The sequence below is a fragment of the Mucilaginibacter sp. genome (genome assembly GCF_965200995.1).
GTDB lineage: Bacteria > Bacteroidota > Bacteroidia > Sphingobacteriales > Sphingobacteriaceae > Mucilaginibacter.
In genome coordinates this window covers 3,124,821-3,151,458 of record NZ_OZ241743.1, presented here as the reverse complement: position 1 = coordinate 3,151,458, position 26,638 = coordinate 3,124,821, and the positions used below count along the sequence as shown (strand labels likewise).

Annotated in this window: 29 protein-coding genes and 1 tRNA gene; 12 read left to right on the top strand and 18 right to left on the bottom strand. The window is 42.3% G+C overall.

Going from position 1 to position 26,638, the window contains the following annotated elements:
• Nucleotides 1-205 precede the first annotated feature (205 nt).
• The 5 genes from ACY652_RS14625 to ACY652_RS14605 form a co-directional block, all read right to left on the bottom strand.
• Complete coding sequence (locus ACY652_RS14625; RefSeq protein WP_462265125.1) at nt 206-733, bottom strand: hypothetical protein; 528 nt, start codon at nt 731-733, stop codon at nt 206-208.
• A 94-nt stretch (nt 734-827) separates the two neighbouring features.
• Nucleotides 828-1,076, bottom strand: coding sequence for a hypothetical protein (locus ACY652_RS14620; RefSeq protein ID WP_462265124.1), 249 nt, complete (start codon nt 1,074-1,076; stop codon nt 828-830).
• A 119-nt stretch (nt 1,077-1,195) separates the two neighbouring features.
• Entirely contained in the window at nt 1,196-1,420 is a 225-nt protein-coding gene (locus tag ACY652_RS14615; RefSeq protein WP_462265123.1) for a hypothetical protein, read from the bottom strand.
• Nucleotides 1,421-1,521: 101 nt separating this feature from the next.
• Complete coding sequence (locus tag ACY652_RS14610) at nt 1,522-1,740, bottom strand: hypothetical protein (RefSeq protein WP_462265122.1); 219 nt, start codon at nt 1,738-1,740, stop codon at nt 1,522-1,524.
• Between the two features lie 110 nt (nt 1,741-1,850).
• The gene (locus ACY652_RS14605; protein ID WP_462265121.1) at nt 1,851-2,363 is read right to left on the bottom strand and encodes a hypothetical protein; all 513 of its coding nucleotides are present in this window, start codon (nt 2,361-2,363) and stop codon (nt 1,851-1,853) included.
• Nucleotides 2,364-2,870: 507 nt separating this feature from the next.
• Between ACY652_RS14605 and ACY652_RS14600 the strand changes: the two genes are divergently transcribed.
• Nucleotides 2,871-3,587: a hypothetical protein gene (locus ACY652_RS14600; RefSeq protein WP_462265120.1), complete on the top strand. Its 717-nt coding sequence runs from the start codon at nt 2,871-2,873 to the stop codon at nt 3,585-3,587.
• A 274-nt stretch (nt 3,588-3,861) separates the two neighbouring features.
• A complete protein-coding gene (locus ACY652_RS14595) occupies nt 3,862-5,088 on the top strand; it encodes an IS256 family transposase (RefSeq protein WP_462265119.1) in 1,227 nt (408 codons plus the stop codon).
• Nucleotides 5,089-5,299: 211 nt separating this feature from the next.
• Here ACY652_RS14595 and ACY652_RS14590 read toward each other — a convergent pair whose 3' ends face one another.
• Nucleotides 5,300-7,159 carry a DEAD/DEAH box helicase family protein gene (locus ACY652_RS14590; RefSeq protein ID WP_462265118.1) on the bottom strand — a complete coding sequence of 620 codons (1,860 nt, stop codon included), beginning with the start codon at nt 7,157-7,159 and terminating at the stop codon, nt 5,300-5,302.
• A gap of 484 nt (nt 7,160-7,643) precedes the next feature.
• Between ACY652_RS14590 and ACY652_RS14585 the strand changes: the two genes are divergently transcribed.
• Nucleotides 7,644-8,078 carry a hypothetical protein gene (locus ACY652_RS14585; RefSeq protein ID WP_462265117.1) on the top strand — a complete coding sequence of 145 codons (435 nt, stop codon included), beginning with the start codon at nt 7,644-7,646 and terminating at the stop codon, nt 8,076-8,078.
• Nucleotides 8,079-8,163: 85 nt separating this feature from the next.
• On the opposite strand, the gene ACY652_RS14580 is transcribed toward ACY652_RS14585, so the two are convergent.
• The 4 genes from ACY652_RS14580 to ACY652_RS14565 form a co-directional block, all read right to left on the bottom strand.
• Nucleotides 8,164-8,945, bottom strand: a protein-coding gene (locus ACY652_RS14580) for an IS5 family transposase (protein WP_462265116.1) whose coding sequence is annotated in 2 segments (ribosomal slippage) — nt 8,164-8,612 and nt 8,612-8,945 — 783 coding nt in all. Because the reading frame shifts where the segments join, the coding sequence is not laid out codon by codon here.
• 71 nt (nt 8,946-9,016) lie between these two features.
• Entirely contained in the window at nt 9,017-10,243 is a 1,227-nt protein-coding gene (locus tag ACY652_RS14575; RefSeq protein ID WP_462265115.1) for a phage integrase SAM-like domain-containing protein, read from the bottom strand.
• Nucleotides 10,244-10,384: 141 nt separating this feature from the next.
• Nucleotides 10,385-10,458: transfer RNA gene (locus ACY652_RS14570), tRNA-Arg, on the bottom strand.
• Between the two features lie 102 nt (nt 10,459-10,560).
• Nucleotides 10,561-12,423 (bottom strand): PAS domain S-box protein, encoded by a 1,863-nt coding sequence (locus ACY652_RS14565; protein ID WP_462265114.1) that lies wholly within the window; start codon nt 12,421-12,423, stop codon nt 10,561-10,563.
• A gap of 243 nt (nt 12,424-12,666) precedes the next feature.
• On the opposite strand from ACY652_RS14565, the gene ACY652_RS14560 reads away from it, so the two are divergent.
• Both ACY652_RS14560 and ACY652_RS14555 read left to right on the top strand, forming a co-directional pair.
• Nucleotides 12,667-13,134, top strand: coding sequence for a 3-oxoacyl-ACP synthase (locus ACY652_RS14560; protein WP_462265113.1), 468 nt, complete (start codon nt 12,667-12,669; stop codon nt 13,132-13,134).
• 222 nt (nt 13,135-13,356) lie between these two features.
• The gene (locus ACY652_RS14555; RefSeq protein WP_462265112.1) at nt 13,357-14,217 is read left to right on the top strand and encodes an N-acetylglucosamine kinase; all 861 of its coding nucleotides are present in this window, start codon (nt 13,357-13,359) and stop codon (nt 14,215-14,217) included.
• Nucleotides 14,218-14,368: 151 nt separating this feature from the next.
• On the opposite strand, the gene ACY652_RS14550 is transcribed toward ACY652_RS14555, so the two are convergent.
• A complete protein-coding gene (locus ACY652_RS14550) occupies nt 14,369-15,064 on the bottom strand; it encodes an NUDIX hydrolase (protein WP_462265111.1) in 696 nt (231 codons plus the stop codon).
• A 223-nt stretch (nt 15,065-15,287) separates the two neighbouring features.
• On the opposite strand from ACY652_RS14550, the gene ACY652_RS14545 reads away from it, so the two are divergent.
• The 4 genes from ACY652_RS14545 to ACY652_RS14530 all read left to right on the top strand — a co-directional run bounded on the left by ACY652_RS14545 (nt 15,288) and on the right by ACY652_RS14530 (nt 18,358).
• Complete coding sequence (locus ACY652_RS14545; RefSeq protein ID WP_462265110.1) at nt 15,288-16,136, top strand: hypothetical protein; 849 nt, start codon at nt 15,288-15,290, stop codon at nt 16,134-16,136.
• 13 nt (nt 16,137-16,149) lie between these two features.
• Complete coding sequence (gene gap / locus ACY652_RS14540; protein ID WP_462265109.1) at nt 16,150-17,145, top strand: type I glyceraldehyde-3-phosphate dehydrogenase; 996 nt, start codon at nt 16,150-16,152, stop codon at nt 17,143-17,145.
• Between the two features lie 182 nt (nt 17,146-17,327).
• On the top strand, nt 17,328-17,918 hold the full coding sequence (locus tag ACY652_RS14535; protein ID WP_462265108.1) for a TetR/AcrR family transcriptional regulator: 591 nt from the start codon (nt 17,328-17,330) through the stop codon (nt 17,916-17,918).
• 44 nt (nt 17,919-17,962) lie between these two features.
• Entirely contained in the window at nt 17,963-18,358 is a 396-nt protein-coding gene (locus tag ACY652_RS14530) for a VOC family protein (RefSeq protein ID WP_462265107.1), read from the top strand.
• Nucleotides 18,359-18,474: 116 nt separating this feature from the next.
• Here the strand turns inward: ACY652_RS14530 and ACY652_RS14525 are convergent, their stop codons facing one another.
• The 4 genes from ACY652_RS14525 to ACY652_RS14510 form a co-directional block, all read right to left on the bottom strand.
• On the bottom strand, nt 18,475-19,008 hold the full coding sequence (locus ACY652_RS14525) for a ferritin (protein WP_462265106.1): 534 nt from the start codon (nt 19,006-19,008) through the stop codon (nt 18,475-18,477).
• Nucleotides 19,009-19,125: 117 nt separating this feature from the next.
• Nucleotides 19,126-19,488: a hypothetical protein gene (locus ACY652_RS14520; RefSeq protein ID WP_462265105.1), complete on the bottom strand. Its 363-nt coding sequence runs from the start codon at nt 19,486-19,488 to the stop codon at nt 19,126-19,128.
• A 69-nt stretch (nt 19,489-19,557) separates the two neighbouring features.
• Nucleotides 19,558-20,214, bottom strand: coding sequence for a 3-oxoacid CoA-transferase subunit B (locus ACY652_RS14515; protein ID WP_462265104.1), 657 nt, complete (start codon nt 20,212-20,214; stop codon nt 19,558-19,560).
• A gap of 187 nt (nt 20,215-20,401) precedes the next feature.
• Nucleotides 20,402-21,103 (bottom strand): CoA transferase subunit A, encoded by a 702-nt coding sequence (locus ACY652_RS14510; protein ID WP_462268267.1) that lies wholly within the window; start codon nt 21,101-21,103, stop codon nt 20,402-20,404.
• A gap of 135 nt (nt 21,104-21,238) precedes the next feature.
• Here ACY652_RS14510 and ACY652_RS14505 point away from each other — a divergent pair, with 135 nt between their 5' ends.
• Complete coding sequence (locus ACY652_RS14505; RefSeq protein WP_462265103.1) at nt 21,239-21,928, top strand: hypothetical protein; 690 nt, start codon at nt 21,239-21,241, stop codon at nt 21,926-21,928.
• A gap of 295 nt (nt 21,929-22,223) precedes the next feature.
• Here the strand turns inward: ACY652_RS14505 and ACY652_RS14500 are convergent, their stop codons facing one another.
• A complete protein-coding gene (locus ACY652_RS14500) occupies nt 22,224-22,532 on the bottom strand; it encodes a winged helix-turn-helix transcriptional regulator (protein WP_462265102.1) in 309 nt (102 codons plus the stop codon).
• Nucleotides 22,533-22,683: 151 nt separating this feature from the next.
• Between ACY652_RS14500 and ACY652_RS14495 the strand changes: the two genes are divergently transcribed.
• Nucleotides 22,684-23,094 (top strand): DoxX family protein, encoded by a 411-nt coding sequence (locus tag ACY652_RS14495; protein WP_462265101.1) that lies wholly within the window; start codon nt 22,684-22,686, stop codon nt 23,092-23,094.
• A gap of 84 nt (nt 23,095-23,178) precedes the next feature.
• On the opposite strand, the gene ACY652_RS14490 is transcribed toward ACY652_RS14495, so the two are convergent.
• Nucleotides 23,179-25,539 carry an endonuclease MutS2 gene (locus ACY652_RS14490; protein WP_462265100.1) on the bottom strand — a complete coding sequence of 787 codons (2,361 nt, stop codon included), beginning with the start codon at nt 25,537-25,539 and terminating at the stop codon, nt 23,179-23,181.
• The gene (locus tag ACY652_RS14485; RefSeq protein ID WP_462265099.1) at nt 25,520-25,864 is read right to left on the bottom strand and encodes a DUF4296 domain-containing protein; all 345 of its coding nucleotides are present in this window, start codon (nt 25,862-25,864) and stop codon (nt 25,520-25,522) included. The genes ACY652_RS14490 and ACY652_RS14485 overlap by 20 nt, the downstream gene beginning before the upstream one ends.
• 82 nt (nt 25,865-25,946) lie before the next feature.
• Between ACY652_RS14485 and ACY652_RS14480 the strand changes: the two genes are divergently transcribed.
• Entirely contained in the window at nt 25,947-26,636 is a 690-nt protein-coding gene (locus tag ACY652_RS14480; RefSeq protein ID WP_462265098.1) for a YggS family pyridoxal phosphate-dependent enzyme, read from the top strand.
• Nucleotides 26,637-26,638: the final 2 nt, after the last annotated feature.

The window sequence follows — 26,638 nt, the reverse complement described above, 5'->3', positions numbered from 1 at the left end:
CACCACAAACAAGTCTTCGTCCAGACGCTTTCGCGTGGACGTTGAACTCATTTGCCTTGGTGTTTGAAAATTTTGCCGATTTTGAAACAAGACAAATAAAGCTTAACGCTTATATTTTCATTGTATGTAAGTAATGGTTACTGTCTAATCTGTATATCCTCCTTTAATAGTGAATGAGGTAAAGTTAAACAGTAACCACGAATAGTTAAGCTACCTTCTGCAACTTTCTTTTCAGTGTTGCCGCCTTATAAGGTATCTGCTCATGCCTATGGTAACGTGATACTATTTCCTGCATCCAGTCATAGAGGTCTGCACAGTCCACTTGGATATGGTATATCCTGACTGCATTCTCAATGTTCACCTGACTGGCTTTCTTGCTGGTAAGCTTATAAATCATCCTGACAAATGCTGCCATGATGGGATAGTACTGACCGTAGGATGGTGAAGGTTCATAGCCAAACCTAATTCCGTATTCATTGCCGGCATAACATTCGAGGCGTAAATAAAGGATAGGGCTGATTAGCTCATGAATAATGCTGCCTTCGGTAATGGGTAGTGCATCCTCTCTTATTAAAGTTCCTCTCAACTTATCGTCATCAATAGTGGCGATTGCTGCTGTAGCCCATAAGAGTATCAGCTTATAGGTTCTGTGTACGCATTCATTATAAGTCAGCTGCTCTGTTTGCTGAATGGGTTCAGCTTTTAATAATGGAGTGAGTGTAGTTGTTTCCATGTGTTATGGCATTAAGTGAGTAAATGATTTGTGGTGAAATGAAAAAGGCCCTGCTGATATGCAGAGCCTTGTAATGCGTTGTGAATGGATGTAATCAGATGCGCAGTGCGTTGATGCCTTGCTTTAGTGTTTCGGAGTAGCGCTCTAAGGGTACTAATGCAGCTAATGGTGAAGGTGCTTCTCCGCTGGGCTGGTAAGGCAGGCATTCAGCATTGAACCAGTCATAATGCATCAGCTGGTCAAGATAAGGCCATTGAACCAGTAAATAAACGGTTTGCGTGGGAACCTGATTGAAGTTCATATCCAGCTGGCTTCCTTTTAAAGTAATCGTGTTGTCTTGCATAAAGTAATCTTTCAATGTAGGATGCTTAGTTGCAGCGCCTTGTAATTTGTGGTAAACGGGTGCTGTTGATTGCTCGAAGCTGTTATCAGCCGTTGTAGCCTGTAAGGCTTTAAAAGTGGCTACACTTCTAAAACAATGAGCTTTTGCTGAATAGCTTCTGCAAACCGTTCCATTGGAATGAAGTAAGCCTGTGGCAGGTGTTCCTGATCCTGTGTAGGCTGATAAAGGATGCAGTCTGATTGGAACCAGCTTTGTTCCATCAGGTCTTGTACGTATGGCCATTGCAGCAGAATGTAGAGGGTGCAGCAGGGCAGCACATCGGGCGTAATGAGTAATGCGGTCATGATGTTGTTGAATTTTTAAGTGAATGGATAGTTGCTAAATGAAAAAGCCTGACAGTGGAGCTATCAGGCTTATAAGGTAATGAGGGTTGGTTACTGTGATCTTAGCTTTGTTGTTCGGCTTTGAGTTCAGCCAACCTAACTGCTGGAACGAAGTAAGCAGAGTCGAGGTAAACCTGGTCATCAAAGGGGTTGTACAGCAGGCATTCACTGCGGAACCAGTTATGTTCCATCAGCTCCTGCACCTCGGGCCAGCGTACCAGCACATAAAGGTCATCTTCCGGTGTCGTTTGCAGTAAAGCGTTTAATTGTTCGTTTGGCATTGTGGTGATGTATTAAAAGGTGATTAAGTGAAACAGGAAAGCCCAACAGTTTGACCATTGGGCTTATAAGGATAAATAAGTAAGCGAGCAATTGAACAGCTTGCAATCAGCTATTCATTAACCACAGTAGCTTTTAAAGTAGAGAAGCAGTTCTGGTCAAACTCGCCTTTAATGGATGCAAAGAAGCTGCTCACGGATGCAATGGTATCATACTCCACATAGCGCTTGTTTAAGGGATAGGTTTGCAGCATCATGCGGATGTCCTGTTCAAACGGACAGTTGTCAAACCTTACATTGACCTGGTAGAGGTAATTAGGGCTGCATTCCAGTTCAAAGTAGAGTGAGGAACAAAGAAATTGATGCATGGTGGCATGGTTGTATTTGGAATAGAAGCGTGTGTCCTTCTCAAACACGTATTCGTTTAGTGGTGCGTAGAACAGCTTAATTTTAGCCAGCAATCGGTGATAGTGTAATAAAGTAAAGCGGTTGACTTCCAGTTCACGTGGCATGCCTGCCTGGTTAGCTGCGGTGATCCAAAACTTACGCATTCTGAATGGTGGCCGCTTAGGCAATTCGGGTTCAGGTTCCCGTTTAAAGTTGTCGAGTTCGATGTGTCCTAACATAATGATGGTTGATTTGATTTTACAAGGTGAATGGATAAAGTGAGTGAGATAAAATGAATGCAGGCAGCAGTCATTGAGGGTTCTTAGTCAATGGTTGAAGCATTGCTTCAATAGGTGTTTTTTCAGGCATTATGCCTGACATCATGTGCGCAGCACACCAATATATGATTGCATTTTCTCGTCAACAGGTTCCGGGGGTATAGACAGACCTATGCACAGCCGCTTATATCTCTCGCCAAATGATTTTCAGAATGCTCAAATGTATTTGGACGCAGTGAGCTGTATATGTAACGACTTTAGAATATAGATGCCAGGGGGCGTGGTTATTAGAAGTAGTGAGGTAAGGCTGTGCTTAACTGCTTACCGAGTTTCCAAAAAATTGAGCCGTCTTCTATGTTTCCTTATATAGTATTAATTGAACTTAAAAATTGGAAAACTGGAAATTGAATGGTTATTGCTTATAAATGGTTATGGCTGTATATTTAATGGTTATATAGATTGATACTTATGAAGAAGCAAGGCCATTGTCAAATATGCGGTTTATATGGTGAACTTACATTTGAGCATGTCCCGCCACGTGGTGCTTTCAATGATAGACCTATATTCATACAGGTATCAGATCATTTAATAGAGACATCAGGCCCCTTGTTTGGTAAACGCAGTCAAAGTCATCGAGGTCAGGGTGTATACAGTCTTTGTAAATCTTGTAGTAATAACACCGGTGCATGGTATGGGAAAGACTATTGTGATTTTGCAAGGCAAGGTATGCCTTTGCTTAAAGCTCAAATCCAACAAGGATATGTCAAAGGGCAATACCGTTTAAAACCTTTGAATGTCTTTAAACAGATTATCAGTATGTTTCTATCAGCTGATAAAATAGGATATATAAGGTCGCATCAAGAGATGGTTGAGTTTATGCTCAATAAATATTCAACCGAATTTCCATCAAAATTCAAAGTTTACATTTACTCCAACCATTCGCCAAACAAGCGGGTCATGGGATATTCCGTTGGCTATGATGAAGCATTGGGTATTGTTAAATGGTCTGAAATCAACTTTCAACCATTTGGGTATTTACTAACTGAAGAATCTCCTCCTGCACATCCGCAGATGGTAGATATCACAAAATTCAGTTGTATTCCGTACGATACGGTTTGTGATGTAACGCTTGCAACCATCTATTTACCGGTTAATTCCATGTGGATTGGTTCTTATGGATTATGATACGCATAGGATTAGATTACTATTGAATCAGCTTAAACCATATATTTATAAGTAGATACTTAAAAAGCACAATTCAACAATAATTCAGTCAAAACAGGTGTTTTGATGCAAAAATGAGTAATAACAAGTGTTTGAGCAATTATTTGTGCAAAACAGGTATTTTGAGGTTAATTTCAAGCAATAGCAGGTATTTACAAAGGTTTTCAGGAAAACTTACGAGACTGTAAAATAAACTGTGTCAAAGCGTAAATAAATACCTTTAACATAGTTTATAATGAAGCAAGAAGAATCGCCCTTAGGGTATGAGCAAATGAAGAAGAAAGCCCTGGAGCAACTCCGCTCGGGCAAGTCGCTGTATGGCAAGGATGGCGCTTTTGCGCCCTTGCTTAAAAGCTTTTTGGATGCAGCTTTGGAAGCTGAACTGGAAAGCCATTTAGATCAAGCAGAGCGCAGTTCCGGCAACCGGAAGAATGGCAAGACCAGTAAAGACGTCCGTACGTCTGATGGGACAATATCTGTCAATACGCCCCGTGACCGTAATTCCAGCTTTGAACCTGAACTGATCCGCAAGCGGGAAACCATACTTGCCGAAAGCCTGGAATCGAAGATCATCGGCATGTATGGGTTAGGGATGAGCCTGCGTGACATCTCCAGGCACATCAGGGATATGTACGATACGGAGATCAGCCACAGCACCTTATCTGCCATTACCGACAAGATCATCCCCGAAGTAAAGGAGTGGCAATCAAGGCCACTGGAAGAGCTTTATACGATCGTTTGGTTGGATGCCATGCACTATAAGGTTAAGGAAGACCACCGGATGGTGTCCCATGCCGTTTACAATATCCTGGGCATTGACCGTCACGGCCACAAAGAACTTTTGGGCATGTATGTCTCTCAGAGCGAAGGGGCTAACTTCTGGCTGTCGGTGCTGACCGACCTGCAGAACCGTGGGGTAAAGGACATCCTGATCGCCTGCATCGATAACCTAAGCGGTTTTCCGCAGGCCACTAATACCGTCTTCCCACAAACAGAGATCCAGACCTGCATTGTCCACCAGATCCGTAACAGCCTGAAATATGTAGCCTCTAAGGATCAGAAGGTATTTATGAAAGACCTGAAGCCGGTTTACCAGGCAGAAACGCTGGAACTGGCTGAGCTGCGCCTGGATCAGCTGGAAGAAAAGTGGGGTAATAAATATGGGAAGGTACTGGAATCATGGCGTAACAACTGGTCAAAGCTAAGCACGTATTTCCGGTATGATGAAGCTGTCCGTAAACTGATCTATACCACTAATACCATCGAAGGCTTCCACCGGCAGGTCAGAAAGGTCACCAAAACAAAAGGCGGCTTTACCTCCGATATGGCCCTGTTAAAACTGATTTATCTGGCCCATAACAACATTAAACAAAAATGGACGATGCCGCTTTCAAACTGGGCCATGACCGCTCAGAAACTGGCCATTTGGTTTCCCGGAAGAATGATATTAGATTTGATGTAGCAATCGCCCCCTGGCAGGCCCCATGGGGCCTGCCAGGGGGTGACACAGTTTATTTTACAGACCCAAACTTACGTTTTGAAAATAGAATAAACCGGCACTATCGCCAGTTTACTCCTGTGTATAATTAACTTTCCAAAAAAAATGGGTTTGGGTCTCGTTCCCTTATAAGGCAGTAAAGGAAGCAACTTTTTGGAAAAATGGAAGCACCTGCTCAGGCTGCCTGAAGCTGCCTGTGCGTGGTGTAATTCTCTTTTACTATTTCCATTCCCGGCTTCTTGTTGCCCTGTTCATCATCTGCTTTACAAGGTTTCAACTCAAATAACCCGAACTCTTTTAACTGTTCCGCAGATGCCAGTTTACGGCTTCCATCCGGTTTGCAGATGCCTAATTGATCGTATAGCCCCTGTAATCTGGCTTTAATATATTTGTTGGTATAGCGGTTAGCATGCTTGTTACTGCTGGCATCTTTCAGTTTAAATTCATCTATCAACAGTAAGCGTAACTTAGCTTCTGCGTGTTGGTTGCTCTTTTCTATTAGTGCTGCTTTCATGGCTTTATCATTATAATTTAGTCTGGCTATCTCTTCTGCGTCCAACAGTTCCAGTGCCTGGAATAGCAGCTGGTACTCGACTTTATATCGACTGATGGTCGCTGTGGCCGCTTTGAAGTTGTACTGCTCCGGGTGTGCTTTGTATTCCAGTATGCGGTCAATCACCTGCTTATTGATCTCTTCTTTACTTTGCTTCTCCGTAACTACAGGTGCCAGGTCAAATGACTGTACCTCTGTTTCGTAATTACAGCTTTGCCACGTCGCCTCTATCGTAGCTGCATTATTGTAATGCTCGTTGCTGTACTCTTTATAAATGGTCTGGTCAAGCTTCATATGGTCAAGTTGCCTCTTTCCGTCCTTAACTCCTGAATATGGTTTTACCATTTCCAGTAGCTGGTTATCATCTTCCATTCCATCTGTTTTACAGGTATTGATATGGAGGTTGTAATAGCTAATACTGTGCTGCTTATTATAAAGGTGCATATCCTGTATCTGTTCAAAGGTGCGCATGCCTAATCTTCCATAATTATTGGTTAGGTGATATATCCGGTTTGGTGTTACCTTCATACGTCCCACAGCCTGAAATCCTTTATAGGGTATCCCCACCAATGTATGCGGAATTGCTTTATCCGTTAGCAGAACAATAGTGGCCGTCTCATCTTCCGCCAGGTTCCAGCCATCATTATACCGGCAACTGTAAAAGTTGTATTTAGCATATTGACCTTTGAGTGGTTGCGGTTTGAAGTACTTGCTGGCTTCCCCAAGCTTGACCATGTTCTCCTGCTCGTCTCTGCAATAGATGTTCACATCTGTGATACCGGTTGCCCTGATTATCTCACCAGTGGCCGTTACCGAGTTAAAGAAGATATGCACATTACCCGGAAACTCGGTTTGCATCAGCATCTGGCACAGCACCTGTTGCGGTTTAGCATCATTGACAATGGTAATCCTACCAAATTTCTCTTTGAATATTAGCTTATAGTGAGGTAATGCCTGAATACGAGGGTCGCTGAACTTAAACGGAGTAGCTGAACCCATTGCCATATTTTTAAACCTCCATACATATTCCTCTTCAAAATCGAATGGTGTGAGTATATGCTCTCTAAAATCTTCTGTGGCATAACAATGCACTTCGTCCAGATACAGGAAGAAATTATCATACAGCCATTGCAGCTTTTTCATCTTCTTGGCTGCTGTTATGATCTTACCAAAGCTCTCTGGTGTAGTGACCAGACGTTTATACGATTTAGCTGAATTTAATTCAGTAACAATATCTTCAACCGTAACTCCGTCTTTTACGGGGAACAAGTTCAAGTAAGGATAGTCTACCAATGCGTCCTCAATAATAGCAGCACCGGGAATGACAGCTATGGTATGGCGTGTGTCATGAAAACAGGTGTAAGTGATACCTACGCGTGTTTTGCTTTTATCTATAAATCCGTTAGGAATGCGTTTATCTGGAAAGGCGGCTTCAAAGTTGTCCGCTAGTTGTAATTCAATTTCAATCGGTTCAATATACATTTTTTCGTCAATGCTTAGTTACAGCATGGCGTATCTCGGTGTTAAGGGTAATCTGAAGGTGTGTGGATGTATCTGTGGTTAGGTTCAATATTTTTGGAAAGTTGGGATAAAAATAAAAGATCGGTTAGCTATGACCGACCTTAAACCCTTGACTCACCAAGTGTATATTGACCTCTGAAATATAATATAAAGATAATAAAAAAAAGTAAGAATAAAGAATAAAAAATAAATAATTAATTATCAGACAGTTAAATATTTTATATATCTAAAATGACGTTTAGCTATTGGCAATTTGAAGTCAATTTTTACATTTGCAAACCATCAATTTGGCTTCCTTTTAGTTAGTATGCTGATGGCCATGTTCCTTGACATATTGATGTTATAGTATTCAAAGTTTTGCCATAACTTTTGAAAATTAAATTGTTGAAAAAATAAAATTAATAAGGTTTTACGTCATATTTCTTTATTTAAATTTTATTTTATCATGAATACAAATGATGTATCTGTGTTTACGAACACACAAAAAGAAAGATTCAACTCTATATTTCCGATAATCGGAAATGTCGCAGCTGACGTAATTAACAATCTAAAAGGTCGAGGAAGAAATTCCTGGAAGATTGTACTATCAAACATTCTTTTGGTTAATAATCCAAAAACCGGTATAGAACGTAATTATAATGCTAAGCTGGATCAAGAGATTGATTTAGATGAAACGTATTCAACTAATCAATTTACTCAAATTGTAAGTAAAGTTCGTTTTAAAGTGGGCTTACCTGCTTTTGAGAGTAAAATTGAGCAACAATGTGAACATGAACTGTTTAAATTCTTCCTTTGGGAAGATGTTTATAGTGTTCCTGAACATGAAGGTGAAAAACCTGTTTTTATAGGTTACAAGCCGGTTTGTAGATTAAAAGTTTAATATAATATACCTTAACATTAATATCTCAAGGAGCAAGCAAAACCCATCTTCACGGATGGGTTTTGTGTTTTTAGTAGAAGCTATCTCATAAATGAAAGAATGACTTTAAAAGGATCATAGAACAAGCTAAAAGGACAAAGGCTTTAAAGTTTTCCTCATGATACTCGTATCTGACCACCGTTCTGCGGTAATTGAATAACCAGGCAAAGAAGCGCTCTACCTTCCACCTTCGCTTGTACCTTTTCAGTTTTCTGCCATCCTGCGTTTTTTTCTTTTTGCGGTTATCCCGGTGTGGGGCAATAAGGTCAGTGCCTTGTTCTTTCAGCCGCTCGTCCAGCGGGTCTGAGTCATAAGCTTTGTCCCCAATGAGGCGCTCAGGATGCGGAATAATAAAGCGTTCTTCCAGCGTTTTCTCTACCAGTGTTACCTCATGCGGGGAAGCAGAGTGGACTGAGATAGATAATATAATACCAGCAGCGTCTGTGATTGCCATGATCTTGGTGCCTTTACCTTTCTTAGTTTTTCCCACCAGTAGGCCCCCTTTTTTGCCATACAGAAGGTTCCATCTATATAGCATTCGCTTAAATCCACACCGCCACGCTCATATAGATCGGTGGCCAGCGTCTCGATAATAAGCGTAAACACCCCGCTCTTGACCCAGCCCTGGAACCTGCGGTGGCAGGTCTGATAAGGCGGATAGCGGTCAGGCAGGTCCTTCCAGGGCGCCCCTGTCCGAAGTATCCAAAGCACACCTTCCAGTACTTCACGCTTGTCCCGCCAGGGCCTGCCTTTACCATCCGTTCGCCTGATGCCCTCTGGTACCAGGTCTTTTATCTTCTCCCATTGCTTCTCATTTAGCTCACTCATATGGCAAACTTACTGCTTTGTCATTTATGAGATAACTTCTAGTATTTTCAACTATTATCATCAACAGTTACTTATTCAATTAACTGTACAATCCTTGCATTAGCATCGTCAATTAAAGTTTGGTCAAAGCTGTCGAGATAGATATTGGTAATTTTATTACCATGCTCATGACCTAATGCTTCTGCAATTAGTTCAATACTGTATCCTAAACGTTTAGCTGTGGTAGCCCAAGTGTGACGTGCTACATAGGTGGTAATGTTATTATCAATATTACAAGTTTTCCCAATTCGTTTCAAGTACTTATTAGTTTGCTTGATCGACTGCATGATGATATGCTTTGCTCTTAAGCCATCCTGAACAACGTCAGGTGGCAGAACCGGGATTAGATACATAGCATTGGTTCCACTGTAATAATTCAATAGCTTTTCTGTATACGGTAGAAGTTTGATGGTCAACTCCTGCCCTGTTTTTCTTCTTTTATAAATTATCCTACCCTTATTGATGTTTGCAGATGTTAAATAACACAGATCTGTAAATGATGCACCAATCAGCGCAAAACTGAGAAAGAAATAGTTACGTGCATGCCATTCCTGTGACCTAGGCTTGAACTCTAATTTTGCAATCGCTTGAAGATTGTCGATTGTAATCGCACGTTTAGCCGTGCGCTCAACCTTTATCGGTAAATCCAAAAACGGGTAGCGTGACTTATCCACCAGTTTAGCTTTGATCGCCTTGTTGTAAACAGCTCGAAGTGTACGAAAATAATTACTTATAGAGTTCTGTTTAATTCCCTCCTGTACCAGCTTTCGTTTAAAAGCATCAAGTAAACTAAAATCAATTTCGACAAATTGCAGTTTCTCATTTTTTGTAAACGCTAATAATCGATTTATAGCGGTTCGATAAATTATAGCATTGCCCGCTTTATTAATATCCAGCATTTCAGTAATTAACTGTTCAGCATAGTTTTTGAACGTCATGCTACGTTTAAGCTTTGGGATAATGTGAGAATCATTCAATTTCTCTTTCAATGCTTCAAAACTGAAGCCTCCATCATCTTCCAGCTCTAGCACTGCTTTTTGAAGTTTCAGATAGTGTTCCGTGATTCTTTTGTTAAGAAGTTTTGCATTGGGATGCTTGATTGCAACACAACTTTGCTGTTCATTCCAATATTGCTTAGGAATAGACACGCCTGTGTTAGTGGTGGTGCTTTTGCGCTCCCAAGTAGTTCGGATGGTGACAGCATAAGTACTGTCTGATTTGGCTCGTCTTGTATCTAACAGGACTTTATAAGTAACCATAATGTTTGAGGTTATGGTTGCTTTGTTTGTGCAAACTGTGCGCAAACAGACTATGTATTGATGAGACTATTTGCTGATAAATTGAACTTTATACCAACAAAAAAAAGCCTTCCAACTTATCGTCAAAAGGCTATTTTCAAGTGATTCCGTTTGGATTCGAACCAAAGACCTACTGCTTAGAAGGCAGTTGCTCTATCCAACTGAGCTACGGAACCCTGCTTATTTATTGCGGTGCAAATATGCAAAATTCAATTTAAAATGGCAATAACCTGTAATGCGTCAATTTAAAGGGCTGTGGGTTTGGTTATAGAAATTAATCAGCAAAAATTTGATTCCGGTAAAGTACGCTGCTGGTTAAGCCAGGCTATAGCTTCGGCGCGTGTGTTAAACAGCCGGATGCATATTTTACTCTTACTTTGCCGCAGTATGTGTTTTGCCGAAAAGTTACTGAAGGTGCAAGGCGAATATACGGCTGCGATGTGAGTAACGCCTGCTTGCACCAACTTCGGATGCCATTCGTATATAATCCACCTAACGGCGCCTTCCCAAACACCCAGCACCCCCGAATGGTCAATCAGCAGCATTTGAGCGCCTGTTTGATGTATTGCCGACGTAATGTGCATGCAACAGGCCTTTACCGAGTTGGCGTTGTGAAAGCCTGTCCAGCTGGTATATAAACATTGCTGTTGCTTTTGATAGTTTATTTTGAACTGCGGCTGTTTGTATACTGCAAATTTTTGGCTTCCGTGCAAACGGTATGCAGGCACGTTAGACAACGGAAAGCAGATATTAAACACAGTGCCTACATTGACCTGGCTTTCTATCCAAAAATTCCCGTAGTGTTTTTTGATCACGTTAAATACATTAAGTAAACCTGTGCCAACGGCCAGGGTAACTTTATCTTTATTGTATATCTCAAAAAAATCGGCAAGCTGGTTATCGCTCATGCCTATCCCGTAATCTTGTATAGAAACTACGATGTTATGGTTAATAACATCAGCTTTAATATTAACGGGTTTATGGCCGCCCGAAAACTTGACGGCGTTATCAACCAGGTTAGTGATGGCCGATTGTATTGCCTTTTCGTTCCCGTAATAATGCAATTGGTGCGGATGTACGGCATTAACCTGAACACAAGGATATTTAATTTGCATAGCTTCGATTACAACTGTAACGAGCTTATTGAAGTCAAAACTATTGAGTTTATTAACCAGCTTTATACCTTCGTTATTCTGCAGCATTTGGTTAATGCGTTTCAGCATCTCATCCAGTTCGGTGCCGCATTCGTTGATGTAGCCAGCTATTCTCCTGAATTCACAGCTATCAGCAGTACCTTCTGTAACCAGTTGTGTTACGCCTATTAAACTGGCTACCGGCTTGCGTATAAAATGTGAATTGAAAAATGATATCTGTTTTAACTGCTGCAGTTTATATAATAAAGCCTCTTCGAACATCTTTTTGCGGGTGATATTTCTCAACTGCAAAATTAACCCGCCCTCATTTGGATACAGCGCCACAGCAAACCAGTTTTGCAACGGCCAGTAATAAGTGGTAAATTCAACGTTCGCCTGCCTTTGCATCGCCTCAATGCAATTGGCATAAAATTCGGTATGTAAAAGCTCGGGCAGTACTGCCCATAACTTTTTGCCTATTACATCTGTGCTCTGGTAGCCTATCAGGTGCTCCGCAGCCGCGTTCCATTCCATAATTTGCCAGCGATTGTTTAGCTGACAAAATCCGATAGGTGAATGATGAACCAGATGGTTGAATTTCTGCTGTGAACTGGCCAGCAGATCAACAAGCCTGGAGTGCTCAGTACTTAAAGCCTGCACTAAATAGCACTGCATGCCCTTGTATTCAGTATGATAGGCATTAGTATTAACTGTAAACAGGGTGCCATCTTTTGCCAGATGATGGCAGCCATCGAAATGCACCAACTCGGCTGGCCGGCGTTTAATCATCTCCAATAAGGCCGGCACATCGTTTTTATGGTATAAATTAACAATGCTTTTACTTAAAAACTCCTGCCTGGTATATCCATACTGCCTTACCGCAGCCTCATTAACCTCAACTATTTGCAGCGATTTTATCTCAACAACCCACATGGGCTGCGGATTGGCATAAAACAATACCTCAAAGCAGGCATCTGTCTTTAGGTTAACTCCCACGGATCCTTCCACACTAAACTATTTTATTCGGCAACGGTTAATAACTGATTTTGAGGAGCATGAAGTTAACAAGTGTTAAAACTGAAAACTTTTCATTTCCCAATATTCAAGCAATATTGTCATAAAAATCTCATACTTACAACTTTTAGGAGAGCTTTTGTTTTTGATTATATGAATCTTACAGGCCCAGCATCCTATCTTCGGGGCGTTTGCTTGATTAATCTTGTACCTGCTGTGTTTCCCACCTCTGACAAAATGCCTTTTGATGCTGGCACTGTAAAGCGATTACTTTATCAGCACTGCCTTGATTATGTGAATACCCGCATCAGCAGCATCGAACAGGCAATTGTGGCTGCGCAACAGGCCTCGGCCGACGACACCAAAAGCAGCGCTGGCGATAAATACGAAACCACACGCGAAATGATGCAGCAGGAAACCAGTCGTAATACCATCCAGCTTGCCGAAGCCGGTAAGATGAAAGTAATGCTGGGTCGCATCAGGCCTGATGCACAGGCGCTGCCCGCCGCCGGTCCGGGTAGTTTGGTTATAACTAATCAGGGTAACTTTTATATTGCCATAGGTGCAGGCAGTTTCAATGTAGAGGATGCGGTATATCATACGGTATCACCCGCTTCTCCTATCGCTTTTGCTATGCAGAAACTGAGTGCCGGACAGGCATTCAATTTAAATGGAAAAATATTTGATATTTCGGCTATATATTAATGGCGTGAAACGTGTGAACAAGGATTGACAGGTTTGTAAGTGCTGCGAAAACTATATGGCACGTTTACAGTTTAATCAGCAACCAATTTAATAACAAAAGCTTAACCTTATCTACCTAATGCAGTTAAAACAACATCTTTCCTTTTTTTTGGTGTTATCACTTGCATTACTTTTTTTTAAACCAAGTAAATCATACATTTAACCAATTTTAAAACCAAGTATATGATCATAATTGCTGACGGCGGGTCAACCAAAACTAACTGGTGCCTGGTCAATGAAGAAGGTAAAAAAGTGTATTTTAACACGGAGGGCTATAACCCTTACTTTGTGAGTACCGCTTACATCATCAATTCATTAAAAGAAAACCTGCCGTCTGATTTACCCTTAGAAAGCATTACCGAAGTTAACTATTATGGTGCAGGCTGCTCCACAGCCGATAAAGTACAGCTGGTAATTGATGCCATGGAGCAGGTATTTACCAATTCGAAGGTATACGTAGGGCATGATTTATTAGCCGCCGCCAGGGCATTGCTGGGCACCGGCAAAGGTTTTGCCGCCATTTTAGGCACTGGTACCAACACTTGTATTTATGACGGAAAAAATGTAGCACACAATATAGATTCGGGCGCTTACATATTAGGTGACGAAGGCAGCGGCTGTTATATAGGTAAAAAGCTGTTAACTGATTATATACGCGGTTATATGCCCGAAGCTGTACGCAAAACATTCTGGGACACTTTTCACCTTACCCCCGATGATGTAAATGAAGCGGTATATGTAAAGCCATTGGCCAATCGCTTCTGCGCCAGCTTCAGCAAATTTGTTTATGATAACAATGTAAATCTGGAATACAGCCGTAATCTGGTGAAAACCTCATTCGAAGATTTTTTTCGTAACCTGGTTACGCATTATCCAAACTATAAAGATTACACTTTTAACTGTATTGGTTCTGTAGGCTACAACTTCCGTAATGTGCTGGAAGAAGTGGTAACTGAAAACGGTATGATCATGGGTAACATCATCCGCTCCCCTATAGATAATCTGGTAAAATATCATTTAGAACTGTCGCCAAGCCATTTGTAAAAACCAGCCGCCTAATCCTTTAAAGGCGGCAGCAAGGCTGGTTGAAATGAAAGTAAAAGGCTAAGAATTAACTCTCTTAGCCTTTTACTTTTTATCATTTAAACAGCGGCTTTGGTAAGCGCTTCAATTCTCTTATTAAGGAATTAAAGCGTTATTTATCCAGATTAAGTTCATTCTGAAATATCTTGGTGTACTTACGCCGGTCGAATTTGTAAAGCTTGGCTGCACGGTAAGATACGTTTTTCTGCTTTTCATCCAACTCCTTCAAAAATCCGTAACTCAACATCTTCTTCCTGAAGTTGCGCTTGTCCAGCTTTTTGTTTAATATCGCTTCATACAGTTGCTGCAACTGTGTAAGGGTAAATTTTTCGGGCAATAGCTCAAATGCGATTGGCTGATAGCTTAAACGCCGGCGCAGCTTATTAAAGCCTGTAGAAAAGATGCGGCTATGGTCAAATCCCAGTTTTGGCAAATCATTCACCGGGTGCCAGAAAGCGGCTTTGGCATAATCGGTAACCGGGCGTAATTCTTTTTGGCCGTTAATGCGGATCAGCGCGTAATAAGCTACAGTAATTACCCGGCCCTGCGGGTGCCGGTCTACATCACCAAAGGTGTGAAACTGCTCCATGTGCAGGTCGCGCAGGCCGGTAAGTTCATACAAGATACGTTCGGCGGCTTCATCCACACCTTCATCCTGCTTCACCAAAAAGCCGGGCAGTGCATACCAATCCTTAAAGGGTTCGGCGTTACGCTCAATCAATAACACTTTGAGCTCGCCGGCATCAAAGCCGAAAATTACGCAGTCAATAGATAAAGCCGATTCAAACTGAGGCAGATACTGTTCCAAACCCTGATATTTTTAGATTGACATTAAACAATGCCAGCAAAGCGATTATAAGCATAGTGTAATTTATACACATATCACCGCAATACACTAACTGCTGGTGAACAAATGTATTATCTTTGTTGTAAATAACAAACGCGGAAGGCTAAAGTATTAATAATAAACAGTAACCCTTTAAAATTACTATATTAGCGCCGCTACAAGCTACCTTAGGGTATATGTCATTATGATTGCAGTTATTTATAGCGGTTCGCAGCATGCCAACTGGCGATTGGCTGATAAAGGCAAAACTATTGCGTCTTTTAAAACCAATGGCATAAACCCCTATTTTACCGACGAAAAAAGCATTGTACAACTGCTGAATAAAAACATCAACCTGATACACCATGCCGAAGAGATAAAACGTATCTATTTTTTTGGTGCGGGCGCTTCAAACCTGATGCTGCAAAACATAATCAGCAATGCGCTGTCTGCATTTTTTAAGTATGCTAAGGTAACAGTGGAACATGATATTCAGGGGGCTGCCATTGCCTGCTGTAAGGATGATGAAGGCATTGTAAGCATTTGCGGCAGCGGCTCTAATGCCGGATGGTACAACGGCAAAAAAATTAAGCCTAATAATTACGGCCTGGGATATATTCTGGCAGATGAAGGATCGGGCAATTGGCTGGGCCGCCAGCTGATTAAGGCTTACATGAATGAAACGCTGCCTGCCGACATCCGCAAAAAATTTGTAAAGCGTTATGATATTGACCGGAAGACCTTGCTGGAGAAGGTATACCGGCAAAAGCAACCGGCATTATACCTAAGCTCCTTTACCGGTTTTTATGCTGATAACCGCGAGCATGCCTATTTAAGGCAAACCATAAAACAAGGATTCGGCCTGCTGCTGAATACCTATACCCTTCCGCTCCATAGGCAGTATCCTAATGCGCCGCTGCATTTTACAGGCTCTGTGGCCGATGAGTTTAAAGATTGCCTGCAGGAGGCTTCCGCAGATGCCGGACTGGAAATAAAATACATTTTAAGAGAACCAATAAACAGTTTATTAACTTACTATCTGAATAAGAATTAATTAAATCAAAATCATGAAAATAGGAATTAACGGATTCGGCCGTATTGGCCGCCTGGCTTTCAGGGCTGCCATTCAGCGCGAAGGTGTTGAAGTTGTAGGGATCAACGATTTGGTTGAGCCGGATTACATGGCTTACATGCTTAAGTACGACTCGACCCACGGCAAATTTGACGGTACCATTGCGGTAGAAAACGGCCACCTGGTGGTAAACGGTAAAACCATACGTGTAACTGCTGAGAAAGACCCGGCTAATTTAAAATGGAATGAAGTAGAAGCTGAAGTAGTAATTGAATCAACCGGCTTGTTCCTCACCCAGGAAACCGCTCAGAAACATATTGACGCCGGTGCTAAGCGCGTAGTAATGAGCGCACCGGCCAAAGATGATACCCGTACCTTTGTAATGGGTGTAAACCATAAGGAACTGAAAGCTGATGATACCATTGTATCTAATGCATCTTGTACTACCAACTGCTTAGCGCCTGTAGCTAAGGTACTGAATGACAAATTTGGTATTGAAGAAGGCTTGATGAGTACCGTACACGCGGTAACCGCTACCCAGAAAACAGTTGACGGCCCTTCGGCTAAAGACTGGAGAGGCGGCCGTGGCGCTTACCAGAATATCATCCCTTCATCAACCGGTGCTGCTAAAGCGGTATCACTGGTAATCCCTGACCTAAAAGGTAAATTAACCGGTATGTCATTTCGCGTACCCGTGCCAGACGTTTCTGTTGTGGATTTAACCGTAAAGCTGAAAAATAGCGCTTCTTATGAAGACATTAAAGCGGCCATGAAAGAAGCCTCAGAAGGCGAACTGAAAGGCATCCTGGGTTATACCGAAGACGAAGTGGTATCAGACGACTTTAAAGGTGATGCCCGTACCTCTATCTTCGATGCCAAAGCTGGTATTGCCCTGAATGATAAATTTGTAAAAGTAGTAGCCTGGTACGATAACGAGTGGGGTTACTCTAACAAGTTAATTGACCTGGTGCAAGAATTAGGGAAATTGTAATTTATCTTCTCACATTACATTATTACAAACAAAGCCGGCCTAAAAGCCGGCTTTTTTGCTTAGCACATTTCCCTATATCCAACGATTATATGGTTCTTATAATTGTAAAACGGTTGAAAATAAATATATGCATAAATTTATTAATAAGAGATTAATCACTTATAATTATATCATTATTCATTATGCGACATAGAAATCAAGAAAAAGAACAAATAGTACGTATCAAAACCATCGAGATACTCTCAAATAATGGTTTTGAGAGTTTTAGTGCTAACCAGTTGGCTAAAGCCTGTAAGATTTCAATTGCCACTTTGTACATCTATTACAAGGATAAAAATGATTTAATCATCAAAATAGCGCTTGAAGAAGTAAAAAAAATGCGTGAAGCTGCCATTAAAGATTTTGATCCGGAAATTGATTTCGAGGAAGGATTACACTTACAATGGAAAAACAGGTATCAATACCTCATGGCCAATCCTACTCTGATTTCCTTTTTCGAACTTTTGCGTTCTTCCTCTTATCATAAGCTAATCTATAATCAGTTAGATGATGAATATGATCATCTTACCCATCGGTTCATGCAAAATGCCATTGCACGTGGCGAAATCAACAAGATGCCTACAGAAATTTATTGGTCGATAGCATTTGCGCCGCTTCATGCTTTGATTCGGGCACATTATGAAAGCCAGCGATCTGCTACGGAAGCAACCCTGTTGGCAGAAACAATGGTATGGCAAACCTTCGAATTAGTAATGAAGGCTTTAAAAAGATAGTATTGACATAAAATGAATTATTCACTGCTTATAAATTTATAAATATGAAATTGAACCATATTGGTTTTGGAGTAACCGATGTTACAGGAACCGTAGAAATGCTCGAAACGTACTTTGGCCTTGTACGGGCTCCGGGCACACCTTACAGCCCAAAAATGGCTTTTGTGCAGGATGATGATGGCTCACTGCTTACATTTTTTAAAGTTAATGATGCTATGTATCCCAAACTGTTTCATATTGGCTTTATGCAGGGCAATATAGAACAGGTATATGCATTACATGAAAAAATAAAAGCTGGCGGATATGAACCAGAAGAGGTACGGGAGGAACATGGCCGGATGACCTTTTACTTTAAAGCGCCAGGTAATTTTGTTGTAGAAGTAAACTCACTTATCCAACAGGCCCGGCCCGAACTGAAAAGCCAAACCAATGAGAATTGAGTTATTGATTGCAACTTAAAAGCTTTTATATGGCAAAGCCCAATGTATTTACACTGGGCTTTGCTTATTTAATTTTATAAATCTGAAAGAATACTGCTTTCTTACAACCAACTATTTTAGCTCGCTTCGCTATCATATTTGATTTTATTAACGTGCTTATCAATCTCCCACTGGCCGGTGCCTTCTTCACCAATTACCTCGAACAGTTCCAGCGCACGGCGGGCTTTGTATTCTTCCTCACGCTGCTCTTTCATAAACCAGTTCAAAAACTCCATAGTAACAAAATCCTGCTCACGTAAACAGCTGCTATATATGTTTTTAAAAGACTGGGTAATGGCAACTTCCTGGTCTAAGGCCTCTTCAAACACGCCGCGAAATGAATCATACTCATTTTTAACGTTGGTAATTTCCGGTGAGATGGCAGTGGCACCCATATCTAAAACATACTTATATAGCTTTAACTGGTGGTAACGTTCCTCGTCTGATTGTTTGAAAAAGTATTCAGACGAATAGTCATAACCATTGCGGTTACACCAGGAGGCCATAGCCAAATAAATGGCTGATGAATGGGCTTCTTTCTTTATTTGCTGATTAAGCAGATTTTCAATTTCGCTTGAGATCAGGCATTTAATGCGCATCAGGTCTTTCATATTATTCAAATAGTAGGTAATTGTATATACAGCTACATAAGTTAATAAACAATAATAGTGCTATAAATCAGCACCTGCATCATTTATAAGCAATATGAAATGAGTCTAAATATATGATCAGGCAGAAACGCGGTAAAGCGAATTATGAATGATGTGGTTCAACTCGAACATGGCAAAGGTGCCCTGCAATAAATCTTTGAAAGCGATGATCTGCAATATTGACAATACATAACAGGCATCAGAAGCACAAATGAAAACAATTTCCAAGTTGGGCGACCTGTCATCTTTCAATAAGAGCGCTTCGATATCAATATTGTAAATCGCTTTTTTTAAGCGCAATAAATTACGGTAATTGAATTTAACTGTTTTACCGGCAAACTCTACATACCAGCAATTCTGCGCATCGCACTGGTATACCACCCCGTTAGAGGTACTGAAAACCTCAACTTTTTGAGGCGTATTTACAACAGGTATTCTCATTGACTTTGCAGAAGTCAAATATTGGATTTATTTATAATTATTCCAAATAGTTTCTGCTTAAAATGAGTGTTATATTACCATTTCAGGCACATCCCCCTTAACAATTAATTTTCCGGCAGTGGCATTCCTAACTTGTTCAATAGTTATGCCGGGTGCAAGCTCCAGCAAACGGAAGCCGCCTTCGGGCAATACGTCAAGCACTGCCAACTCAGTCACAATCTTCTTTACACAACGCACCCCGGTGAGCGGTAAGGCACATTGGGGCAATAGCTTCGATTCGCCTGCCTTATTCACGTGCTGCATGGCCACGATAATATTTTGAGCCGAAGCCACCAGATCCATAGCGCCGCCCATGCCTTTTACCATTTTACCGGGAATCTTCCAGTTGGCAATGTCTCCGTTTTCAGATACCTCCATAGCCCCCAAAATAGTGAGATTTACTTTTTGCGACCGAATCATGCCAAAGCTCATCGCCGAGTCAAACACTGCCGAGCCGGGCAGCATCGTAATAGTTTGCTTACCGGCATTAATGGTATCGGCATCCTCCTCCCCTGCATACGGGAACGGCCCCATGCCCAGCAAGCCGTTTTCGGATTGCAGCACCACATTAATGCCTTCGGGAATGTAATTGGCTACCAATGTGGGTATACCTATTCCCAGGTTTACGTAGTAGCCATCCTTTATCTCACGTGCGATGCGTTTGGCGATGCCTTGTTTATCTAACATATACCCCTCCCAACCCTCCCCAAAGGTGAGGGCTTTTGATTTAGTTGTTTATTTATCTATCTTGTTATCCCTATTCTGCACATCTGCACATCTGCACATCTGCACATCTGCACATCTGCACATCTGCACATCTGCACATCTGCACATCTGCACATCTGCACATCTGCACATCTGCACATCTGCACCATCAGGCAAAATTTCTTACCGTGCGGTGCTCGATGCGTTTTTCGTAATGCTTGCCCTGAAATATACGGTGCACATAAATACCCGGCGTATGTATCTGGTCGGGATCTAATTGCCCGGCCGGTACCAGTTCCTCTACTTCGGCAATGGTAATCTTACCTGCCATCGCCATTACCGGGTTAAAGTTGCGGGCGGTAGAGCGATAGATCAGGTTTCCCTGCATATCGCCCTTCCAGGCCTTTACCAGGGCAAAGTCGGCATCAAAGGCCATTTCCATCAGGTAGTCCTTACCGTTAAAATTACGTACTTCTTTACCTTCGGCTATTTCGGTACCTACACCTGCCGGGGTAAAAATGGCGGGCATACCATACCCGGCGGCCATACAGCGGGAAGCCAGCGTACCTTGCGGTATCAGTTCTACCTCCAGTTCGCCGCTCAGCAACTGGCGCTCAAACTCGGCGTTCTCGCCTACGTAAGACGCTATCATTTTTTTCACCTGCCTTTGCTGCAGCATCAGGCCAATGCCAAAATCATCCACACCGGCATTGTTGGATATACAGGTTAGTTGGTTAACGCCTTTCTTTACCAATGCAGCAATGCAGTTTTCGGGAATGCCGCACAAGCCGAAACCACCCAGCATAAGGGTCATGCCGCTGGTAATATCGCTGATAGCAGCAGCGGCATCAGTAACCACTTTATTCATAATTTATAATTGGTAGCGGCTAATGTACATATTTATTTAAAAGCTATGCAAGCATAGCTTTTAAATAACAAAGCTGCAATGAATTACAAACATTATCTGCCGAAGTAAGGTATTATAACTACATCTGAATTAAATACTATGGAACCTTACGATAAAGAACCCACCCAGGATTATCCTCACCATACCGAGCAAACCAGCAATCCGCCGGTATCGGTAACCAAGGTAGAGGATGATGATAATATTGAGGAAAAAGACCTAAAACGCAGTTACCTGTTCGGCGACAGCAATGATAAAGACCCTGACAATAAAGGGTACGAAAGCCATGGTATGGGCGGCCAGAGTTTTGGCGAGCAAAATGTAACCCGTTCAGGCGATGATGAGGCAAATCCATCGCAAAACGCAGGTTACGATAATGATTATTTTAAACGTACTGAACCTTTAGAAGAACATCCCGAAAACAATAATTTTACACCAAACAGCCAGCAGGGCGCAGCAAATACCAATATGGGACAAGGAGATAACACCAACGATACCGGTTACCGTGAAGATCCGGAACAGGAAAAAGTAGGCGGCGGCGAGCCGCAGGTAGAAGGTAACATTAATGCCAACGGCGGCACCGACCAGCAATACCAAACCGGAACTGCTGACAACGACGGCACCAGCAACCAGCATCAGGACGGCGAACTGCAAACCAAAGGCAGCGGCAGCATTACCGAAGATGACCAAAATGATGGTAAGGCTGATTTTAAGCCAGAAGATAATGACAAAGGCCCCGATTATGGCAGTAATAGTCCTGAAAAAGAGGGTAGTGAAGTAACCGGTGGGTAGTTTGTAAATCCGGAATTTGATTAAATAAGGCGTATAACATAAATTGTTACGCGCCTTATTTATAATCATTAAAAATAATATTTCTATATTTGGAGCAACAAAAATGTTGTGCCGGATATGGGTTGTGGTTTTGATGAGCAGTTAATCAATTATATTACAGAAGCAGCTTTTAGCGGCTCACCGTTAAGCAGGTTGAATCCAATAGAATTTGAAGCCGTATTCAAAAAAAAGAAAGAATGCTGCGAAAAATACAAAAAGGGTAAGCGTTGCGGTAAATGCCCGCGCCGGTAATTTTCTACATACCAATTACTTCTTTCCTGTGCATTAATCCCCAAAAATGCAGTTCATCCAATACCTTTTCCAGTGACTTTCCATGTTGCGTAATTGCGTACTCAATAACAGGAGGAAACGTTGAATGTACAGTCTTTGTAATAAGTTTATTCTCTTCCAGGCTTTTGAGTTCTTTTGAGAGTGTACGGTCAGTGATACCTTCCAATTCCCTTGCTATTTGCGTAAAGCGTTTAGGGCCGGCCGATAGGCTAAACAGCACTAATAATTTCCACTTGCCTTCCAGCGCCTCTAAAGCATCCTTAATGGAACGCATGGTTTTAGGGCATCCTCCTTTTGTGAGTATTTATACTTTTAATTATTATATAGATTGCTATTGCTTAGTATAGTACTATCATACTGTATAGTACCGGTTTAACACAAGCGAAGATAGCTAATTTTGTGTGTCCATTATTAGTTATACAAGTATGAGCAACACACAACAGCCATCAAAATTTATTCATTATATCCTGTGGATATTGCAGGCAGTTTTAGCAGCTATGTTATTGTGGGCCGCATTTATGAAACTCTTAAAACCTGTTGCCGAAATAAGTACCATGTGGCCGTGGGCAGGCCAGGTTTCACCAGGCTTTGTAAAATTTACGGGTATCATCGACTTACTGGGAGCTGTAGGCTTGGTCTTTCCTGCCCTGCTCCGTATCCGGCCTTGGCTAACGCCTTTAGCTGCAACAGGTATCGTATTGCTGATGATTGCAGCCAGCATCTTCCATGTTAGTCGTGGTGAAGCTTCACTGATTGGCTTTAATATTGTAGTTGCGGCCATAGCCGCTTTTATAGCTTGGGGAAGATATGTAAAGGCGCCGATTGTGGCGGTGTAGAACTTTACTTTTCAGATTACAATAACCAAAGTGCATCATTACAGCAATGATGCATTTTCGTTATTAGTTTAGTACGAACTGTCATTACTTCAAATACACATAAGTAATACCGTCGCCTCCCCTGTCGGCATGTTCATCTTCCATACGGCCTACCTGGTCATACTTTTTCAGGTAATCACGTATCAGCCGGCGCAAAATTCCATCACCTTTTCCGTGTAATACCTTCAGGCTGCCTACGCCCATCATCAGTGCACGGTCCAGCAGTTTTTCAATGGCATGTAAGGCATCTTCGCCCCGCATCCCGCGCACATCAATCTCCGGGCTAAAGCTGGCTACTTCGCCGGTTGAGCCGGCAAAGCTGCGGCGCACTTCTTTCGGAATATCCTTCCGGGCTATCTTCTCTACCCGTTTGCGCTTGGCTACTGTACGCAACTCGCCCATAGCGATGATGATATTGTCTTTAGCTACTTCCAGTACCTGCCCGGTGGTATCCGAGTCAATCAGTTTTACCCAATCGCCGGCACGTATTTCGTCGTCGGTTGCTATAGCAGGCTTCACTTCAGGCTTTACCTTTGTTTTCTGTAACTCCTGCTGCAGATTACTGCGTAACTGGCGGGTGGTTTCGCGGTCGGCTTGGCTGCTTTTTATCTCGGAAATGGTGTTTTCTACCAGTTTATTGGCATTGGTGATAATGCTTTGCGCCTGTTGCTTCGCTTCGCGCATCAGCGCTTTCTTATTTTCTTCGAGGTAGCTTTTCAGCTGTTCATTCTCCTTCAGCAGTTCGTTCACGCGGCGCTGCTGTCGGTCAATCTGCACCTTACTATCGTAAATTTCCTTCTTTTCACGTTCTAAATCCACCAGCAGGGTATCAACTTTCTTCTGGCTGGTACCTATCTTGTTCTTTGCCAAATTGAGCACATGCTGCGGCAAGCCTATCTTTTGGGCAATCTCGAAGGCATAGGAGCTGCCTGGCTTGCCTACCTCCAAAATATACAGCGGCTTCATGTTCACATTATCAAACAGCATCGAGGCATTTTCCAGGCCTTCGGCATTACTGGCAAATACTTTAAGGTTTGAGTAGTGGGTGGTTACCATGCCACGCACTTTCTTTTGATTAAGTGCTTCCAATACCGCCTCGGCTATCGGGCCGCCAAATTGCGGGTCGGTACCGGTACCGAACTCGTCGATCAAAATCATAGTCTTGCTGTTGGCCTGCTCCACAAAGTTTTTCATTTTGGAGAGGTGGGCACTGTAGGTACTCAAATCGCTTTCTATAGACTGGTCGTCGCCAATATCTACAAATATTTGTTTAAATACCCCCGCCGTACTTTGTTCATCTGCCGGAATCAGCAGGCCCGCCTGCACCATCAGTTGCAGTAAGCCTACCGTTTTCATACATACCGATTTACCACCGGCATTAGGCCCCGATACGGCAATAATGCGCGTACTTTCATCTACTTGTACATTTAAAGGCACCACGGTACGCTGTTCCTTTTTAAAGCTCAGGTACAATAAGGGATGCCGGGCGTTGGTAAGCCGGAAACCCGGCTCGTTCACCAGCTGCGGCATGTTAGCCTCAATATCGATAGCAAATAAGGCTTTAGCACGCACAAAATCCAGCTTGGTAAGCAGGCCGTGGTAAGAGAGCAGTAAAGGCACGTAAGGGCGCAGTTCATCAGTCAGCGTTGTTAAGATGCTTATGATCTCTCGGCGGCGTTCAAACTCCAGGTCGCGTATACGGTTATTGAGCGTAAACACTTCTTCCGGCTCCATATAAACGGTTTGGCCCGTGGCCGATTCATCGTGGATGAAACCCCGCACCTTTCGCTTATTCTCGGCCAGTATAGGTATACAAAGGCGGCCATCGCGTATGGTAAGGGTACCGTCAGCCGTCCAGCCGCTGGCTGCCGCATTTTTAAATATCTGGTCTATCTTTTTGCGTGCCTCCTGCTCTGAGCGTGCAATGCCATCTGTAATAGTAGCCAGTTCTCGCGAAGCATTGGGGCGTATCTTTCCCTTGGCATCAATTACCAGATCGATTTTTTTAATAATGGTTTTTTCGATGGGCAAATGCTCAAACAAGGCTTCCAGGTTTGTGTAACGGCCTTCGCGCTCATTAAAGTAGCTGATTACGGCAAATACCGTACTTAGCGAAGCATGCACCTGAAAAAACTCTTCTTCGGACAGGAAAGCCCCCTCGATGCGTGCCTTGTTGGCTAACGTTTTTATATCAAACAACTGATAGATGGGCAGTGCAGCATCATGTTCCAGTATGGTTTTAAATTCATTGGCCTGGTGCAAAAACTTATGAATCTGCTCATAATTGTTCATTACCTGCATACGGCTCACCATTTGCTGCCCCATCGGGCTAAGGCAATGTGCGCTTATCAGTTCCTTTACCTCGGTAAAACCTAATTTATCAATACTATTTTGCGGGTACAGCATTCTTAGTGGCAGGTAGTTTATTAAGTTCGGTATTCTTTTCTTCGAGGTTTTGAATTACCCCGGTATACACTTCATCCAAACGGTCGGGATGCTTACTGTAATAAAGCAGGCTTTTTCTGAATTGTGCCGAATCAGTGCGGTGCTGCTGAAACACACGGGCATACCGGCCCATTGCATACTTGTTAACACTGTCGGGCACCTGCGATACTGTGTATAAGCTGCCATCCACAATATGTACATCAGTAAGCAAGCTCACCATACTATCCTGACGGATAATGCCGGGCGGTACCTTTTTACCGCCACAGGCGGTTAAAAAAATCACCATCAAAAAAAACAAGTTAATATATTTTGGCATTCTGTAATTTAGCAGCGCTTCAAAAGAAGCAATTAGCAAATTTACGCATTAAATGAGTATTGCAGACAATATAACTCAACTGAAAAACGAGCTGGATCGTATCAATGTCACCTTCGTAGCGGTATCAAAAACCAAGCCTGTTCAAGATATACAGCAGGCTTACGATGCAGGGCAGCGCAGGTTTGGTGAAAATACCGTGCAGGAACTGGTAGACAAGCAGGAACAGTTGCCAAAAGATATTGAATGGCATTTACTGGGCCACCTGCAAACCAATAAGGTAAAATACATTGCCCCTTTCATCAGCCTGATACAATCGGCAGACAGCTTGAAACTGTTGCAGGAAATAGACAAGCAAGCGGCTAAAAATAAGCGTATAATTGATTGCCTGCTACAAATTTACATTGCCGACGAGGAAACCAAATATGGCCTCAGCTTTGATGAGGCGATTGAACTGTTACGCAGTAAGGAGTTTGCCGATTTACGGCACGTACGCATACGCGGACTGATGGGTATTGCTACCAATACTGATAATGAAAGGCAAATTAAGGAAGAGTTTTACGAGCTGGATACTTTTTTTCAGGGAATGAAGGAAAGTTTTTTTAAAGGTAAATCTGATTTTGATGAATTGTCGATAGGCATGTCGTCTGATTACAAGATTGCCATTGAACAAGGCAGCACAATGGTAAGGCTGGGCAGCAGCGTATTTGGCGGACGAGTGGTAAAACACTGGAAAAATAATTAAGC